Here is a 16523-nt window from a genome sequence, read left to right as displayed (position 1 = left end):
GGGTGCTAGGACCGGCCGGCGACGTACGTGTCGTAGGGGGCCGCGAGCTCGTCGAGGACCGTGTCGGGCTTGCCGCCGTTCATCAGGTTCTGGGTGGCTGCCAGCCACGTGTCGTAGTAACCGGTCACGGGCCAGTCCGGGTAGAAGGCCAGGCCGTTGTTCGTCTCGTAGGTGTCGAAGGCGGTGATCAGCTCCTTCGCCTTGGCGTTGCCGATGATGTCGGCCTTGGCGGTGAGGGGGACGCTGCCTTCCTCACCGATCAGCTTCTGGACCTCGTCGGACATGGTGATGGCGATGAAGTCCTCGGCGAGCTGCTTGTTCTTCGCCTTCGTGGGGATGACCCAGTGGTTGCCGCCGGAGCCGAGCGTCTTCTCGCTGCCCGGGTAGGGGGCGGTGGACCAGGAGAAGTCCTTGATGTCGGTGCTGAGTCCGCCGAACCACCAGTTCCCGCCGACCATGATGGGCCGCTTCTGGGAGACGAACTGCTCGGTCATGTCACTGCCCTTGAGGCCGACGTCCTTCTTCTCGAAGTAGCCCTTCTTCAGCCACTCCTGGTACTTGTTCACCGCGTACGTCATCTCGGGGCCGTGGAAATCGACCTTGCCCTTGTAGAGCTGGTAGTCGTCCACCCAGGCGTCCGTGGCCTTGGACACGGCCAGCAGGTAGAGCCAGTGGCCGGCGGGGTGGTCGTTGCCGGCGTTCGCGAGCGGTGTGACGCCGGCGGCCTTGAACTTGGCCAGCGCGGCCTCGAAGCTCTTGAAGTCGGTGGGCTTGGTTATGCCGTGCTTCTTGAACAGGTCGTCGTTGTAGTAGGTGAGGACGAACTCGCCGTAGTTCGGCACGCCGTACCACTTGTCGCCGCCCATCTCGCCCTTGGCGTCGTAGCGGGCGGTGACGGAGGCCCGCTCGCTGATCGCCGTGTCCCAGCCGTGTTCCTTCACGAGAGGGGTGAGGTCGCTGAGCAGGCCTTGCTTGGCGAGCAGGCCGGTGGTGGCGTTGCCCTTGTTGTACTCCATGACGTCGGGCGCCTTGTCGGAGTTGAGGATCATCCCGGCGTTCTGCTGGATCTGCTCGAACGTCTTGCGCTCGAAGACGACCTTGACGTCCGGGTGGGTCCTCTTGAACTCGGCGATGGCAGCGTCCCAGGCCTTGCTCAGGGCGCCGTCCTGCTGCTCGTAGTGCCACAGCCGCAGCGTCTTGCCGTCGCCCGCGCCGGTGTCGGAGCCGCCGCAGGCGGTCAGCGGGGCCAGCAGGGCGAGGGTGGAGGCCGCCAGGAGAAGGGTTCTTCCGCGGGCGGTGCGGGTGCGCGGGTTGTTCATGGCTGGTTCCTTGGTGTGCGTCGTTGCGGCAAGGGCGGGCGTGTCAGGCGGTGCGGCGGCGGTGGACGCGGGCTTCCCACGGGCGCAGGGTGTAGGTGCTCGTGAGAGGTGAGGCGGCCGGAAGGTTGGCGATGAGCGTGTCGCTGTCCTCCCAGCCGTGGGGCAGGCCGACGGTGAGGTCGCCGGCCCCGAAGTTGGCGATCACCAGCAGCTCGGTGCCGGAGGCGGCGTCGTGTCGGGTGAAGGCGTAGAGCTGCTCGTGCTCGGGGTGGAGCAGGTGGAAGTCGCCGTGGGTGATGGCGGGTTCGGTGTGGCGCAGAGCGATCAGGCGCCGGTAGTAGTGGAAGACCGAGTCGGGATCGGCGAGTTGTGCCTCGGCGTTGATGTCGACGTGGTCGGGGTTGACGGCGATCCACGGGGTGCCGGTGGTGAAGCCGCCGTGTGCGGTGGCGTCCCACTGCATCGGGGTGCGGGCGTTGTCGCGGCTGCGGTGTCGCAGCCCTTCGAGGATGTGTGTCTCGTCGGCGCCGAGAGCGAGCTGGTCGCGGTGGTGGTTGAGCGATTCGATGTCGCGGAAGTCGTCGATGGAGGCGAACGGGGCGTTGGCCATCGCGAGCTCTTCGCCCTGGTAGACGAACGGGGTGCCGCGGTGCAGGTGCAGCACGGTGGCCAGCAGCTTGGCCGACCGGTCGCGGTAGGCCGGGCTGTCGTCACCGAACCGGGAGACCACCCGGGGCTGGTCGTGGTTGCAGAAGTACAGGCTGTTCCAGCCGGTCTCCCCGAGCCCGGCCTGCCAGCGGCCCAGGCTGGCCTTGAGGTCGGTGAGCTTCAGCGCACGGACGTCGAACTTGCCGCCGGGACCCTGATCGAGCCCGACGTGCTCGAACTGGAAGACCATGTCGAGTTCGCGGCGGGCGGGGTCGGTGAACAGCCGTGCTTCCTCGACCGTCACGCCGGGCATCTCGCCGACGGTCAGCAGCGGACGCGGATGGCCGTCGAAGACCTCACGGTGCATCTCGGCGATGTACTCGTGGACGCGGGGGCCGCAGATGTAGTGGGCGCTGCCGTCTCCGTGGCGGCTGCCCTCGTGCACCGGCCCGTCGGGCAGGCCGTCCGCCTTGGAGATGAGGTTGATGACGTCCATGCGGAAGCCGTCGACGCCCCGCTCCAGCCACCAGCGCATCATGGCGTACACCGCCTGACGGACCTCGGGGTTGTCCCAGTTGAGGTCGGGTTGCTTGCGGGAGAACAGGTGCAGGTAGTACTCCCCGCTCGCCTTGTCGTACGTCCATGCCGGGCCGGAGAAGAACGAGCCCCAGTTGTTGGGCTCCGCGCCGGGCGTGCCGGGCTCCATGCCCTCGCGTGCCGGGCGCCAGATGTACCAGTCGCGCTTGTCACCGCCCGGGCCGCCGTCACGGGAGGCGGTGAACCAGGAGTGCTCATCACTGGTGTGGTTGACGACCAGGTCCATGACCAGCTTCATGCCGCGCTCATGGACGCCGGCCAGCAGTCGCTCGAAGTCGGCGAGCGTGCCGAACAGCGGGTCGATGCCCTGGTAGTCGCTGATGTCGTAGCCGTTGTCGTCATGCGGCGAGGGGTACACCGGGGAGAGCCACAGCACGTCGACACCGAGCTGCGACAGGTAGTCCAGGCGCTCGATGACGCCTTGGAGGTCCCCGATGCCGTCCGCGTCGGAGTCGGCGAAGCTGCGGGGATAGATCTGGTAGACCACCGCGTTGCTCCACCAGGAGTCGGCGGGACCGGCCACGTTTTCGGGCACGTCAAAACCTCGTCATGTGTCTCGGGTACTGGTTGTCGTGGAGCTGAATCGGGTCAGGACAGCGCCGCGCCGACCGCGTCCTGGATCACGAGGCAGGCGGCGCCCCGGGCCCAGAGGTCGTGGTGCACGGGGTCGACGTGGATGTCGCAGTCGTGGGCGGCCGTGGAGAAGGCGTGGGCTTGCAGGGCCTGGGACATGGCGGCTCCGAAGAGGTCGTGGGCCACCGCGCCCTCACCAGCGATGATGATTTTCTGGAGGTTCAGCAGATTGCACATGCCCGCCAGTCCCCTGCCGAGGGCGGTTCCGGCCTCGGTGAAGGCGGACCGGGCCACGGTCTGCGCCGAGCCGGTGCCCGAGCGGGCCAGCTCCATCGCCTCGGTGATCCCCGCACAGGAGACTCCGGCGTCCTGGAGGTGGCGCAGGACGGCGCGGTCGCCGGCGAGGGCTTCCAGGCAGCCGCGGCGGCCGCAGCTGCACATGGGGCCCGTCGGGTCCAGAGGCAGGTGGCCGAGCTCCCCGGCCAGTCCGGTGGCGCCGGAGAACAGAGCGCCGTCGAGGAGCAGTCCGCAGCCGATGCCCGGACCGACGGTGACGACGGCGAAGGAGTCGACGTCCCGGCCCTGACCGAACCAACGCTCGGCCACCACAAGGGTGTTGACGTCGTTGTTCACCACGACGGGAAGTCCTGTGGCCGCACGCAGCGGCCCGGCCACATCGACCTTGTTCCAGTCCAGCAGGGCGGAGTAACGGCAGACTCCGGCACTGGAGTCGACGTGACCACTGACCCCGACCCCCAGTCCCAGCACCCTGTCAGCGGCCTCGGGGGCCTCCGCCAGGAGTCGCCGGGTCAGGTCGGCGACGGCGGACAGGGCGGTTTCCGGGGTGCAGTCGGCGATCGGCTGCTCAGCGCGCGCCAGGACGCCCGCGGCCATGTCGGTGACCACTCCGGAGACCTGGGCCGGACCTATCTTGACGCCGACCACGATGTGCTTGTCCGGGTTGACCTGGAGCATCTTCTGCGGTCGGCCCCGCCCCTGGGGGGCGGTGTCGAGCTCGCGGAGGTAGTCGTGCTCCAGCAGCGGCGGAAGCATACGCGTCACGCTGGACGGCACCAGCCCGAGCCGCTGGGCGAGCTGGGTCCGGGAGATGGGCCCCGCGGTGAGCACGGTCGCGAAGATCTCCGCGCGGGTCTGCTCACCGACAAGCTCCGAGAAACGGATCTTGGACGGGGTCATCACACATGCCTCCGAAGCAGTGATCGGCTGGAAGGAAGTCGGTCGGTCCGGTGCCGAACCGCTGGTCGGACTGCGATGACTGCGGCCGACTGCGGATGACAGGAGTCTGACCCTCTCTATTTCGTGCGTCAAGGAAGAAAACTTCGCGTTACGTAACCGTGACCCCGACCTCTTGAGGGAATTAGCGGGGCTTTTGTCCCGCTCGCCTCCATTCCTAGGGTGCCACTCGGCCGAACCGTGGACGAGATCTTGTTCATTTCATTGACACCGCGAAGAAATGACGCGACGTTATGCCGCGACCGCAGAACGGCGATGGACGGCTGCACGCACGCATCCCGCACCGGCTCGAAGGGAGGTCCCCTCGCGACAAGCCGCGCAGCTGCTCCAGCCGACGCGTGGCCCGGTCACCCGTGACCGAACCGGCCGGCAGTACCGCAAGCAGCCGGACGCCGGTGCTCCTGACCTTCTTGTACCTGTCTTCAGCCCTGCTCCCTGCCCGTCGGACGGGCGCAGGCGCGGGGCAGGTCCAGCGCCCGCGGGCGCTGCTTTCCCCAGCAACGGAATGAGGACTCGTCATGCCCGCAGCAAGACTGAGCCGGCTGGCGGCGCTCGCCGCCGGCCTCGCTCTCGCCCTGGCCGGCGCCGTCGTGCCCGTCGGCACGGCGAGCGCGCGACCGCTCCCGGTGCAGGCGGCATCCGCCGCCGAGGCCGCGACCGTCACCACGGCCGACAGCCCGCAGCTCAAGACGTGGTGGCACGACAATCACGAGTACAACACCACCAGCCCGGTGGCGAACGACAAGGTACGGCGGTCGCAGTTCTACGACGTCCAGGTCGCCACCGCAGCGGCCCCGACGACGAAGTACGACTCCTTCGCCTACATGAGCATCCCGCGCAGCGGCAAGGGCAAGATCGGCTATACGAAGGAGGACGGGGCGGAGTTCTCCTCGGCCGCGAACCTCACCATGAGCTGGTCGTCCTTCCAGTACACGGCCGATGCGTGGGTCGACGTCTCCCTGCGCACCGGCCAGACAATCTCCTCCGCCGACCAGGTGAAGATCAAGCCCAGCAGCCTGAACTTCGCCAAGGAACTGGTGGACGCCGACACCGTCCGCGTCAAGGTGCCCTACAACTCGGCCGGTTACCGGTTCTCCGTGGAGTTCGACCCGCAGCTGTACACGGCGTACAACGACATGTCCGGCCCCGCGAACGACGCCGGCAAGCTGACCACGCAGGGCGGCGGCGGCAACCGGGCCATCCACACCGAGCCCCGCAACTCCATGATGATCTTCGCCGAGCCGGCCCCGACCGGGGCCGAGAAGGACCGGCTGGTGCCGACGTCGGCCTCCGGCAGCATCCACTACCCGCAGCAGGGCCAGGTCACCAACCTGAACACGATCAGCGAGGAGATCGTGTACTTCCGGCCCGGCACCTACTACATGACCTCCAAGTACCACGCGCTGCTGCCCAAGCAGGTCAAGTGGGTCTACCTGGCCCCCGGCGCGTACGTGAAGGGCGCCATCCGGTTCCCCGACGACAGCCAGGGGCTGTACAGGGTGACCGGCCAGGGCGTGCTCTCCGGTGAGCAGTACGTCTACGAGGCGGACACCAACAACAACTATGACCACCTCTCCGGCGCCTCCAACTGCCACTCCAGCTGCGTGAAGATGCTGCAGTTCGCCTCCGCGCAGGGCCGCCAGCAGCACCTGGACCTGCAAGGCGTGACCATCAACGAGCCGCCGTACCACTCGTTCGTGGTCTACGGCGACGAGCAGACCTTCAGCATGCGGGTCGACAACTACAAGCAGGTCGGCTCCTGGTACTGGCAGACCGACGGCATCGAGCTCTACCGCGGCAGCACCATGAAGAACACGTTCTTCAACGCCAACGACGACGTGCTGAAGATGTACCACAGCGACGTCAGCATCGATAACACCGTCGTCTGGAAGAACGAGAACGGACCCGTCATCCAGTGGGGCTGGACCCCGCGCACCATCGACAACGTCCGGGTCAGCAACACCCACGTCATCCACAACCGCATGTACTGGAAGGACGTCAAGTACAACACCTGCATCCTCAACTCCTCCTCCCACTGGGAGGACATGGGCTCGACCACCAAGGCCGACCCGGGCTCATGGGTGAAGAACATGACCTTCGAGAACATCACCGTCGAAGGGATGACCAACTGCGCGATCCGCGTCTTCGCCCTGTCCAGCGCCGAGAACATCCACGTCAAGAACCTCAAGATCGACGCCTGGAACCAGCTCGACGCCTCCTCCCAGGTCAGCCTCCTCAAGCGGTACACCAACTCCGCCGGACAGAAGGTCACCCTCGGCAACGAGACGCGTGACAGCCGCGGGCTGAAGCTGGAGAACTACACCGTCGGCGGCACCGCCATCCAGAAGTCCGGCACCAACTGGGCCGCCGACAAGCTCGGCCGGATCGGCTTCGATGCCGAGACCTGGGACAACTGGAACGCCTGGGGACCGGGCGGCAACAACCCCGATCCCGACCCGGTCACCGGCGGCAAGATCGTCAACGGGGCGACCTCCAAGTGCCTCGACCGGGCCGGCGGCGGCACGGCCAACGGCACCGCCGTACAGCAATGGACGTGCGCCAGCACGCCGTCGATGACCTGGGCCCTGGACGGTCAGCAACTGAAGTCCGGCGGCAAGTGCCTGGACGTCGAGGGCGGAGCCACCGCCAACGGCACCAAGGCGCACCTGTGGGACTGCGGCACCTGGGACAGCCAGAAGTGGGCCTTCCAGACCGACGGCAGCCTGAAGAACCTCAAGTCCGGACGCTGCCTGGACATACAGGGCCAGAGCACCGCCGACGGCGCCCGTCTGCACCTGTGGGACTGCGGCGGCTGGGCCAGCCAGAAGTGGACTCCGGCCGGCTGACACGACCGGTGGCCGTCGGCGCACCCGCACCGCCGACGGCCCTCCTCACACCGGTATCCCTGGAAGGAGCACCATCGTGGAACTTCCCGCACGCCACGAAGCCACCGTCCTGGGCCTGTTCCGCATGGTCGCCGGGCTGCTGTTCGCCTGCCACGGGGCCGCGACGCTGTTCGACGTCCTGGGCGGACCCCACGCAGGCTCGACGCCCGGGCCGGGCCAGTGGCCGGGATGGTGGGCGGCGGTGATCCAGCTCGTCGGCGGGGGCCTGGTGCTCGCCGGACTGTTCACCCGGACCGCCGCGGCCCTGTGCTCGGGCTCCATGGCCTACGCCTATTTCGTCCACCACCAGCCCGACGGCCTGTTCCCTCTGGAGAACGGCGGCGAGCAGGCGGCTCTGTTCTGCTGGGCCTTCCTCCTCATCGCCGCCCTCGGCCCCGGCCGCTGGCCGGTGACGGCGCTGCTCGCCCCGCGCGCGAGCACGCGACCCGCCCCCAGGAAGGAGGTGGCGGACACGCAAGGAACCTGAACCCCTGGCTGTCATGTGCACGTAATTCGCGGGTGGGAGTCCTCCGCTCGCGACCCCCGAACAACCGGAGGAAGAGCACCATGAACCGCACACCCGCAACACCCACGCGCCGCACCGCGCTCGGCGCCTCAGTGGTGACCACCAGCCTGCTGTGCCTGCTTCCGCTCGCACCGTCGGCCGCCGCACACGGCACGGTGATCACCCCTGAGACCCGCAACTACGGCTGCCTGCAGCGCTGGGGATACACCGAGCCGAACGAGGCACAGGACCCTATGTGCTACCGCACCTACCACGAGAACCCCAACGCCATCGCCGCATGGAAGGCCGTCTACGCCAACAACACCGGCGACAACTACAAGCAGGTCATCCCCGACGGGCAGATCTGCAGCGCCGGCGGGCAGGGCGAGACCAACTACCGGCCGCTCGACCGCCCCGGCCCCTGGAAGACGACCACCATCGGCTCCGACTTCACCGTCGACATCTACGACGAGGCACGACACGGCGCCGACTGGCTCGAGGTCTACGTCACCAAGCAGGGCTTCAACCCCGAGTACCAGCTCATCGGGTGGAACGACCTGGAACTGGTGAAGAGGACCGGCCGCTACTCCTACCAGCCGCACTACGTCACCGACGTCTCGACGTCGGGCTACAGCGGACGGCACGTCGTGGTGACCGTCTGGAAGGCGTCGCACATGGACCAGAAGTACTTCCTGTGCAGCGACGTCAACTTCACCTGACATCCGCCGGACGCGGTTGAACCAGCACCCCGGCAAGCCGGCCCCGCGAGGCGCGCACCTCGCGGGGCCCTCCCCCACTCCCCCGTCACCGGCCGGCCGCCGACGCCGGGCCGGGCGCCTCCCGGAGGCCCCATGCTTGACTCTCACGCCCCTGAGCACACCTCCTCAGCCCGCCGGACAACCGCACAGCGCGCGGCCGAGTACTACCGGGCGCGCAGCATCACCGTGCTGCGCATCAGCGTCGGCATCGTCTACTGCTGGTTCGGGGTGCTCAAGTTCTTCCCCGCCGCGAGCCCCGCCGAGGAGATCGCGGTCGCCGCCATGAGCGAGCTCACCGGCGGACTGCTGCCCTCCCACGTGTCCCTGCCGCTGCTGGGAACCGCGGAGACGCTGATCGGACTCGCCCTGGTCACCGGCCTGCTGCTGCGGGTCGCCTTAGCCGTGTTCTTCGCGCACATGGCCGGTGCCTTCAGCTCCCTGGCACTGCTGTCCGGGCAGATGTGGCACCACGGCGTGCCCACGCTCGAAGGCCAGTACGTCCTCAAGAACCTGGTCCTGGTGGCCGCCTGTCTGGCTGTCACGTCCGACGAACTCACTCGCTGAAGCCCGGCCTGCGGGCGTGCGGCTGCCCACCGAGATCCTCTCCGTGGTGCGTCACACCGGCGCGACCACCGTCTACGTCACCCACGACCAGGCCGAAGCCATGGCACTGGGCGACCGCGTCGCCGTCCTGCGCGACGGCGTCCTGCAGCAGATCGGCGCCCCGGACGAGCTGTACGACCTGCCCGCCAACGCCTTCGTCGCCTCCTTCGTGGGCACACCGCGCATCAACCTCGCGCACGGCACCCTCTACGCGCCCATCGACGGCGCCATGGAAACGCTCCGCGGCGCCCTCCCCCACCGACCCCGCCGCCACCCCCGCTGCCCGACCACTACGGAGTCGGCGAACTCGTCCTGCGCGCCCGCCAGGCAGCGGGCTGCCGGACCGGGGACCGCATCCCCCTCCTCGTCGACCTGCGGGCGCTGATGCTCTTCGACGCGCAAGGCGGGCTTCAAGGGCGCCCGATGAACAACCGGGCCGGGGTGACGAGCCGGTCATGGAGCCGGGGTGGCAGGAAGAGGCCGGCGCCCAGGCCGGAGGTGCGGGGCGGGTCGTCGGGCCGGGCGGCGGGCTGGGGCGGCCGGTGTGTCGGTGGGGTCGGGTCGAGGGGGACGGCCGCCGTGATGACGGCGAGGAGAAGACCGGTGGAGCGGTTGCTCAGGATGCGGGCGGCGGTGGTGAGGCGGTGGCGCTCGGCAAGAGGAAGCGACAGCGCCACGCAGCGGGCCTGACCGGGAAGTGGCAGCGGGATGGCGGCGCATACGTCGGTGTCGCAGTACTCCATCACGTCGAAATGGGATCCCGCGGGACCGTGCTTGTCGAGTGTGCGGTAGAGGGCCTGAGGGTCGGTGATGGTCCTGGCGGTCAGCGAGACCGGTCGCCAGCGTGAGAGGTGGTCCTCTCTGGCTTCGGGTGTCAGTTGGGACAGGATGCTCTTGCCGACCGCGCTGGCGTGGGCGCATTCCTTGAAGGGCACGTACTCGTCGACCTTCGGGGCGTCGGCGGTGTAGGAGGCATGGGTGACGGTGAGGTTGCCGTCGGTGTAGGCGCTGACGTAGATCGCGGCTCCGGTGTCCTCCCGCAGCCGGTCCAGGACCTGCTGGAGCACGTCCTCGCCGCGTGCGGTCGCCTGCATCAGCGGGCCGGCCGTGTAGGTGCCGTCAGGCTGGAGGGCGGTCAGGCTGTTGTCACTGAGCCAGGCCATCAGCTCCTCGGCCGCCGCCGCGGTCACGCTCGCCGCGCGGGCGGCCTCGGCGACCGTGACGGAGCCCTGCGAGTCGTGGACGAGGTGCAGCACATCCAGTACGCGCAGCGCGGATTCCCATTCGCGTGGCTGGTGTTCGGGGGCCGGGCGTGCGACAGGCGGGGTCCATAACGTCCGGGGCGGCGCCCACAGCCCTGGCGTGGAGTCGGATGCTGGCGGCCCCGTAGGGCCCGTGCTCACATACGGGCGCGCCGGGGCGACGGCGTCGTGCCGTAGCCGCTGCGCCTCTTGGCCGGTGCCACCGCCGGTGGGGGTCGTCCCGAGTGCCGAGCGGACCTCCTCGCAGCACTCCGGGTCCTCCACCACGGCCATGTCCTCGGCAGCGGTGGGTGACGGCTGGTCTGCTGGGCTCAGCAGGCGGCGGGCGTCGCCGTGTCCGTGCCGGGCCGCCTCCGCCACCAGGAACCGCACGTCCTCGTGCGAACCGCCGCTACGGCAGGCCAGGGCCGCCAGCTTGAACAGGGCCCCGGGGTGCCCCCACTCGGCAGCCGCGCCCAGGCAGTCGGCGGCCGGGCCGAGCTCACCTCGCCGCAGGGCTTTCGAACCCAGCCGGTAGAAGGAGTTCACCCGCTGCGCCGCGTCGGCGCTGAGCGCGTAGACGTCCGTCAACGGCCCGAAGTCCCCGCCGGGCCTGTCCCAGAAGTCATGGGGTCCGGCGAGCTGGGCCAGCATGTGCGCGAGGCCGGCCGGGACCATCTGCTCCGGGTGCCCCGCCCCGCCGCCGCGGTCGTCGTCCCTGCCCACATCCGTCACCTGTTCCCCTGCTTTCCGTGCTGCCGCTTTTTCCGCTGCCCGTCCCGAATGTGCCCAGCCAGGGCATGCCTCAGCTGCGTGACTGCCTTGTTGCGCAGGTTGTGCAGGCGGGCCGCCGGTATCCCGAGCGCGGCCGCGATCTCCGTGTCGCTCATGCCGCGGCTCTGCAGATCGACCACCCGCTTGCGCAGGCCGGGAGGCATGGTGGAGATCGCCGGGATGACCAACTCGTGCAGCACCCGCTGATCCTCGTCGCCCACCTCCCGCTGCCGCGGCACCACGGTGTCCAGGGCTTCCGTGCTGCCGAGCAGCACTGTCCCTCCGTTGGTCCGCTGTCGCTCGCGCAGCATGTCGACGGCGAGGTTGCGGGCCGTCGTCCGCAGGTATGCGGTCACGTTCGTCTCCGGCGCGAGCTCTCCCGCCGCGGCCTTGCGTGCCACGGCCAGGACGGCTTCCTGCACGATGTCCTGGCAGGTGGCCAACGACAGTGTCCGGTACGAGCGTTGCAGCACGGCAGGCTGTGTCTGCACGAACGCCGGGTACGCCTCCACCAGGCGCTGGCCGACCGTCGCGCTCACCGCGACGGCCTTCCCCGACAGCGGGTCGCCTACCACGCTCCGCGCTCCGACTCGGCGGCCGCGTCCCCGCCGCCGACACGGACGGTGAGCTCGACACGCACGACGACCACCCCACCGCACGGAGCCGCCACGGGCGCGACCGGAACACTCTCCACCCGGCCCTCCTGGCTGCCCCCCGCCGCTAAGCCGGCGTCGGACTGTGCGGCCTCACGGCCGGCAGACTTCTTTCGCCACACGCGCACCAGTGCGCCCAGCGCGTGCACCGCGCTCACGGCGGCCGGGACGTACCCGGTCCACTCCAAGAACGGCGTCATATAGGTGGCTCTCCATCCATCGGGCAGGAACGCGGTCCGCGTCTCACCCACCAGACGTACTCGGGCCCCTCAATCTCCCCCGCAGCAACGCCAGTTCACCTGTGAGGGGGATCGCTAGAACATGGGAGCGAGGTGTCGTGGGCGGATCGTCACACCCGCCCGGGGGTGGGGGCGAGGACCGGCTCAGGGCTCCGCGGCACGTCGGCTTCCTCCACGCTGACGCGGGGCAGGATGCGGTCCAGCCAGCGGGGCAGCCACCACGTGGCGTTGGCCATCAGCGCCATGACAGCGGGAACCAGCACCATCCGTACGATCGTCGCGTCGAGCACGATCGCCGTCGCCAGGCCCAGACCCATCATCTTGACCAGCGGGGAGGGGTTGGCGACGAAGCTGAGGAACACCACCGTCATGATCAGCGCGGCGGAGGTGATCACACGGCCCGTGGCGGCGATGCCGCGCGCCACCGACTCGGTGTTGTCCCCTGTGACCTCGTACTCCTCGCGGACCCTGGACAGCAGGAACACCTCGTAGTCCATGGACAGTCCGAACAGCACCGCGAAGAAGATCGTCGGCAGGGGTGACACGATCGGGAAGGTTCCCTCCAGGTTGAACAGGCCTCCGAGCCACCCCCACTGGAAGACGGCGACCACGACGCCGTAGGCGCCGCCGATGGACAGCAGGTTCACCACGGCGGCCTTCACTGGTATCGCGATGGAGCGGAACACCAGCATCAGCAGCAGGAACGAACTGAGCAGGATCGCGCCGACGAACACCGGCAGGGTGTCGGCGAGTTGTCGGGTGAGGTCGTCGGTCATGGCGGTCATGCCGGACACGGCGACGTTGTCGGGGACGAGGTCGCGGATGCGGTCGAGCGTCGCCGACGTCTCGGCGTCCGCTGGGGCGGTGGTGGGCTGCAGGGGCAGCACCACCGTGTCACCGGCCGCGGACGTCCGGGGCTCACCGACGGTGGCGATGCCCGGGTCGGCGGCGATGCGCTCGGACAGCGCGGGGATGTCCTCGGCGTCGGCGCCGGGGTTGCGCAGGTCGGCGACGACCAGGAGCGGGGCGTTGACGCCGGGGCCGAAGCCTTCGGTGAGCAGGTCGTAGGCGCGGCGATGGGTGGTGCTGGTCGCATCGTTTCCCGCGTCGGGGAAGCCCGTCTCCATCCGCAGCGCGGGGGCCGCCAGCGCGAGTAGCGCGGTGGCGGCGACGATCAGGTAGGGCCATGGCCGGCCGGACACCCGGTGGGCGAAACGCCACCATGCGCTGTCCTCCGGCTTGCGCGCCGGGCGGTTGCGGCCCAGGAGCCGCCGTTTGTGGATGCGGTCGCCCAGCAAGGTCAGCAGGGCGGGCAGCAGGGTGAGCGCGGTCGCGACGGCGAAAAGGACGACCAGCGAGGCGCTCAGGCCGATCGAGGTCAAGAAGCCCAGGCCGGTCAGCGCGAGGGCACCCATCGCCACGACGACGGTGCCACCGGCGAAGAGCACGGCCGCGCCCGCCGAGCCCATGGCGTGGGACAGGGCGGCGGAGTTGTCCTGGCCGGCTGCGTGGTTCTCGCGGTAGCGGGCCACGATGAACAGGGCGTAGTCGATTCCGACGCCCAGGCCGATCATGGCGCCGATGGTCGGGGCGGCGGTGGAGACGTCCATGGCGTTGGCCAGCAGGGTGATGCTGCCCAGCCCCGCGGCGACGGCCACCAGGGCCAGCGCTATGGGCACCAGCGCGGCCACGAGCGTACCGAACGCCACCACCAGGATGACCAGTGCGGCCAGCAGGCCGGCCGCCTCCGCACCCGACGTCGGTGTCTCGGCGTTGATGAAGACGGCGTCGCCGCCCAGTTCGGCCACGACACCGTCCTTGCCCAGGGGGTCGATCGCAGTGCTCAGCGCTTCGATCTGCGCGGGAGCGACCTTCATGGTGGGCACGTCGAAGGTGATCTCCGCGAAACCGATCCGCCCGTCGGGCGACATCGTGCCCGCCGGGAAGGGACTGGTCACCGCGGCGACATGCGCCACCTCGGCCATCCGCGCGACCGCCGAGTCGACGGCAGACCGGTGACGATCGAGCCGTTGCCCCTCCGGTACGGCGAACACGGCCAAGGCGCTGCCTCTGGACGCTTCCGGGAAGCGCTCTTCGAGCAGTTCCATCGCCTCTTCGCTCTGGCTGCCAGGAGCGACCAGGTCATCGACGAAGGACCCGCCGGCCGTAGCGGCCAAGGGCAGCAGGAGGAAAAGGGCGACTCCCCACGCCGCGATGGTGGCCCACGGTCGGCGGGCGCTCGCCCTGCCGATGCGTCGAGTAAATCGGTTCATGGTTCCGTGGACTCCTGTCAAAGGGCTGCCGCCGACGTCTTCGCACAGCGACGGCATACGGCGTGAGGGCTCCCATCGTGGGCGCCGCAGCCGTCGCTGTCCCCGGCCGCCGGAGGGGTTCGCCACTCCGGCCCCGGACGGGGAAGTCCGGCGCGCGCCTCCCCCTGGAGGCGGACAGCCGGATCCGCCTGCCGACGGGTGCCGACGTCGTGGGCGTGGAAATACGATGGCGCTTCAGGCGCCGTGACCATCGAGGTCGGCGCGGCACGACAGCCCGGTGATGGAGCGAGGATGAACCGCACGGCACAGCCTGCCGGGACGCCGGTGCGCAGCGTGCCGTCCAAGTTCCGTGGCCCCTTTGTCCGGTGGCCGCGGATCGCGGACGCCACCCTCGCCCTCGCCATGTTCGTGGCGGTGACCTCCCTGGAGGAGGGGCCGGGAGACTCCCTCGTCGTCCGCCCGGTCGTTGACCTTCCTCCAGCGGTCCTCCTGCTCTTCGCGGCAGCCGGTGCCGCGCTCTACTGGCGTCGGCACAAGCCGCTCGCCGTACTGAGCGTGGCGCTCGCGGCGTGGGCCCCGATGCTGGGCAGCAGTTACGCCAACGTGGGCGGAATCGTGATCGTCGCCCTGTACAGCGCGGGACGGCACACCCAGGACCGGCGGTGGGGGCCCCTCGGCGTCGTGGCTGCGGTCGGCGCGGTCACCCTCGACGGCCTGCTCCTCTCCCTGCCCGCGGGCGAGATCGGCTTCGGCTGCCTGGTCATGCTCGGGGCCTGGTACATGGGCCGCCGTCTGCGGCTGCGCTCCGAGCGGGCTGCCCAGCTCCGTCAGGAGCAGGCCGCCGAGGCACAGCGCATCGCCGCCGAGGAGCGCACCCACATCGCCCGGGAACTGCACGACGTGGTCGCCCACCGGGTGAGCATGATGACCGTGCAGGCGGGCGCCGCCCGGATGGTGGCCGCCGAAGACCCGCAGGGCGCCCTGGAGGCGATGACGGCGGTCGAGGAAGCCGGACGCCAGGCACTGGACGAGCTGCGGCATCTCCTGGGAGTGCTGCGCCCCAAGGCCGAGCGCGACGGACTCGGCCCCCAGCCCGGACTGACCGATCTGCCCCGGCTCGTCGCGCAGGTTCGTGAGGCCGGGCTCGACGTCTCCCTCACCGACGACATCCGCGCTCCCCTCCCGGCCCGCGTGGAGCTGTCGGTGTACCGCATCGTCCAGGAGGCCCTGACCAACGTGCTCAAGCACAGCGGACCGCACACCCGCACCGAGGTCCGCCTCGGACACGACCAGTGCGGCCCCGGCATCAGTATCGAAGTCCTCGACGACGGCCAGGGCGCCGCCCTGCAGTCCGTGTCCGGCACCGCCCGCACCACGGGCATGGGCGGCCACGGCATCGTCGGCATGCGGGAACGGGCCCTGCTGCTCGGCGGCACGCTCGACGCGGGGCCACGGCCCGGCGGCGGTTTCCGCCTGACCGCCCATCTGCCCGTCCAGCCCGTCCTCGGGGAGCCCGCGTGACCATCCGCGTCGTTGTCGCCGACGACCAGGCGCTGGTCCGCCGCGGCTTCGCCATGATCCTGCGGATCAACGACGACATCGAGGTCGTGGCCGAGGCGGGGACCGGGCTGGAGGCGATCGAGGCGGCACGCCGGGAACGCCCGGACGTGGTCCTCATGGACATCCGCATGCCCGAGATGGACGGTCTCGAAGCGACCTCGCGGATCCTGCAAGAGGCCGACTGGCCGGTGCGCGTGCTGATCCTGACCACGTTCGAGCCGGACGAGTACGTCTACGAGGCGCTGCGCGTCGGAGCCAGCGCCTTCGTCCTCAAGGACATTCCCCCGGAGCAACTCGCCGTCGCCGTACGCACCGTGGCCGAGGGCGGGGCCCTCCTGGCGCCCTCCATCACGCGGCGGCTCATCGACCAGTTCGCCGAGCGCCGGGTCGTCAGCTCCGCCGTGTCGGGCCGGGTGGCGCGGCTCACCGACCGCGAGCGCGAGGTCGTCATCGCCGTCGCCCGCGGCGCGAGCAACTCGGAGATCGCCGAGCAGCTCTTCATCGGTGCCGCGACCGTCAAGTCCCACGTGTCGAGCATCCTCGCCAAGCTCGGTCTGCGGGACCGCATCCAGATCGTGATCTTCGCCTACGAGAGCGGACTGATCGAAGCCGGTGACCACGACGTCGGTCACTGACCACGG

The 16523-nt window shown here is 69.6% G+C and carries 14 protein-coding genes; 7 read left to right on the top strand and 7 right to left on the bottom strand.

Annotation, left to right across the window (positions count from 1 at the left end; translation table 11 throughout):
• Nucleotides 1-5 precede the first annotated feature (5 nt).
• From ACFYW5_RS15130 to ACFYW5_RS15120, 3 genes are read right to left on the bottom strand one after another with little or no spacing between them, the layout of a single operon-like run.
• Nucleotides 6-1319: an extracellular solute-binding protein gene (locus ACFYW5_RS15130; protein WP_389417411.1), complete on the bottom strand. Its 1314-nt coding sequence runs from the start codon at nt 1317-1319 to the stop codon at nt 6-8.
• Nucleotides 1320-1362: 43 nt separating this feature from the next.
• Nucleotides 1363-3099: an alpha-glucosidase gene (locus tag ACFYW5_RS15125; protein ID WP_389417410.1), complete on the bottom strand. Its 1737-nt coding sequence runs from the start codon at nt 3097-3099 to the stop codon at nt 1363-1365.
• Nucleotides 3100-3152: 53 nt separating this feature from the next.
• Nucleotides 3153-4334 (bottom strand): ROK family protein, encoded by a 1182-nt coding sequence (locus ACFYW5_RS15120; protein WP_389417409.1) that lies wholly within the window; start codon nt 4332-4334, stop codon nt 3153-3155.
• Between the two features lie 575 nt (nt 4335-4909).
• Between ACFYW5_RS15120 and ACFYW5_RS15115 the strand changes: the two genes are divergently transcribed.
• From ACFYW5_RS15115 to ACFYW5_RS15095, 5 genes are all read left to right on the top strand, one after another.
• Nucleotides 4910-7237 (top strand): family 49 glycosyl hydrolase, encoded by a 2328-nt coding sequence (locus ACFYW5_RS15115; RefSeq protein ID WP_389417408.1) that lies wholly within the window; start codon nt 4910-4912, stop codon nt 7235-7237.
• A gap of 76 nt (nt 7238-7313) precedes the next feature.
• Nucleotides 7314-7763, top strand: coding sequence for a DoxX family protein (locus tag ACFYW5_RS15110; RefSeq protein WP_389417407.1), 450 nt, complete (start codon nt 7314-7316; stop codon nt 7761-7763).
• Between the two features lie 80 nt (nt 7764-7843).
• Nucleotides 7844-8500 carry a lytic polysaccharide monooxygenase gene (locus ACFYW5_RS15105; RefSeq protein WP_389417406.1) on the top strand — a complete coding sequence of 219 codons (657 nt, stop codon included), beginning with the start codon at nt 7844-7846 and terminating at the stop codon, nt 8498-8500.
• A gap of 132 nt (nt 8501-8632) precedes the next feature.
• Nucleotides 8633-9103: a DoxX family membrane protein gene (locus ACFYW5_RS15100; protein ID WP_389417405.1), complete on the top strand. Its 471-nt coding sequence runs from the start codon at nt 8633-8635 to the stop codon at nt 9101-9103.
• Nucleotides 9104-9119: 16 nt separating this feature from the next.
• The gene (locus tag ACFYW5_RS15095) at nt 9120-9527 is read left to right on the top strand and encodes a hypothetical protein (protein ID WP_389417404.1); all 408 of its coding nucleotides are present in this window, start codon (nt 9120-9122) and stop codon (nt 9525-9527) included.
• A 25-nt stretch (nt 9528-9552) separates the two neighbouring features.
• On the opposite strand, the gene ACFYW5_RS15090 is transcribed toward ACFYW5_RS15095, so the two are convergent.
• The 4 genes from ACFYW5_RS15090 to ACFYW5_RS15075 form a co-directional block, all read right to left on the bottom strand.
• A complete protein-coding gene (locus ACFYW5_RS15090; RefSeq protein ID WP_389417403.1) occupies nt 9553-11109 on the bottom strand; it encodes an IclR family transcriptional regulator C-terminal domain-containing protein in 1557 nt (518 codons plus the stop codon).
• A gap of 5 nt (nt 11110-11114) precedes the next feature.
• The gene (locus tag ACFYW5_RS15085; RefSeq protein ID WP_389417402.1) at nt 11115-11696 is read right to left on the bottom strand and encodes an RNA polymerase sigma factor; all 582 of its coding nucleotides are present in this window, start codon (nt 11694-11696) and stop codon (nt 11115-11117) included.
• Nucleotides 11697-11725: 29 nt separating this feature from the next.
• Nucleotides 11726-12010, bottom strand: coding sequence for a hypothetical protein (locus ACFYW5_RS15080; protein WP_389417401.1), 285 nt, complete (start codon nt 12008-12010; stop codon nt 11726-11728).
• Between the two features lie 149 nt (nt 12011-12159).
• Nucleotides 12160-14322, bottom strand: coding sequence for an MMPL family transporter (locus ACFYW5_RS15075; RefSeq protein ID WP_389417400.1), 2163 nt, complete (start codon nt 14320-14322; stop codon nt 12160-12162).
• Nucleotides 14323-14613: 291 nt separating this feature from the next.
• Between ACFYW5_RS15075 and ACFYW5_RS15070 the strand changes: the two genes are divergently transcribed.
• On the top strand, nt 14614-15843 hold the full coding sequence (locus ACFYW5_RS15070) for a sensor histidine kinase (protein ID WP_389417399.1): 1230 nt from the start codon (nt 14614-14616) through the stop codon (nt 15841-15843).
• Nucleotides 15840-16517: a response regulator gene (locus ACFYW5_RS15065; protein WP_389417398.1), complete on the top strand. Its 678-nt coding sequence runs from the start codon at nt 15840-15842 to the stop codon at nt 16515-16517. The genes ACFYW5_RS15070 and ACFYW5_RS15065 overlap by 4 nt, the downstream gene beginning before the upstream one ends.
• Nucleotides 16518-16523: the final 6 nt, after the last annotated feature.

Origin of the sequence: Streptomyces sp. NPDC002779 (genome assembly GCF_042888685.1) — a bacterium.
Taxonomy (GTDB): domain Bacteria; phylum Actinomycetota; class Actinomycetes; order Streptomycetales; family Streptomycetaceae; genus Streptomyces.
This window is presented reverse-complemented; position numbering and strand designations above follow the sequence as displayed.

Excerpts from the sequence above, each read along its gene's own strand:
- ACFYW5_RS15105 (WP_389417406.1), top strand. The coding sequence starts at position 7,844 with ATGAACCGCACACCCGCAACACCCACGCGCCGCACCGCGCTCGGCGCC.
- ACFYW5_RS15070 (WP_389417399.1), top strand. The coding sequence starts at position 14,614 with ATGAACCGCACGGCACAGCCTGCCGGGACGCCGGTGCGCAGCGTGCCG.
- ACFYW5_RS15115 (WP_389417408.1), top strand. The coding sequence starts at position 4,910 with ATGCCCGCAGCAAGACTGAGCCGGCTGGCGGCGCTCGCCGCCGGCCTC.
- ACFYW5_RS15080 (WP_389417401.1), bottom strand. The coding sequence starts at position 12,010 with ATGACGCCGTTCTTGGAGTGGACCGGGTACGTCCCGGCCGCCGTGAGC.
- ACFYW5_RS15100 (WP_389417405.1), top strand. The coding sequence starts at position 8,633 with ATGCTTGACTCTCACGCCCCTGAGCACACCTCCTCAGCCCGCCGGACA.
- ACFYW5_RS15130 (WP_389417411.1), bottom strand. The coding sequence starts at position 1,319 with ATGAACAACCCGCGCACCCGCACCGCCCGCGGAAGAACCCTTCTCCTG.
- ACFYW5_RS15075 (WP_389417400.1), bottom strand. The coding sequence starts at position 14,322 with ATGAACCGATTTACTCGACGCATCGGCAGGGCGAGCGCCCGCCGACCG.
- ACFYW5_RS15120 (WP_389417409.1), bottom strand. The coding sequence starts at position 4,334 with ATGACCCCGTCCAAGATCCGTTTCTCGGAGCTTGTCGGTGAGCAGACC.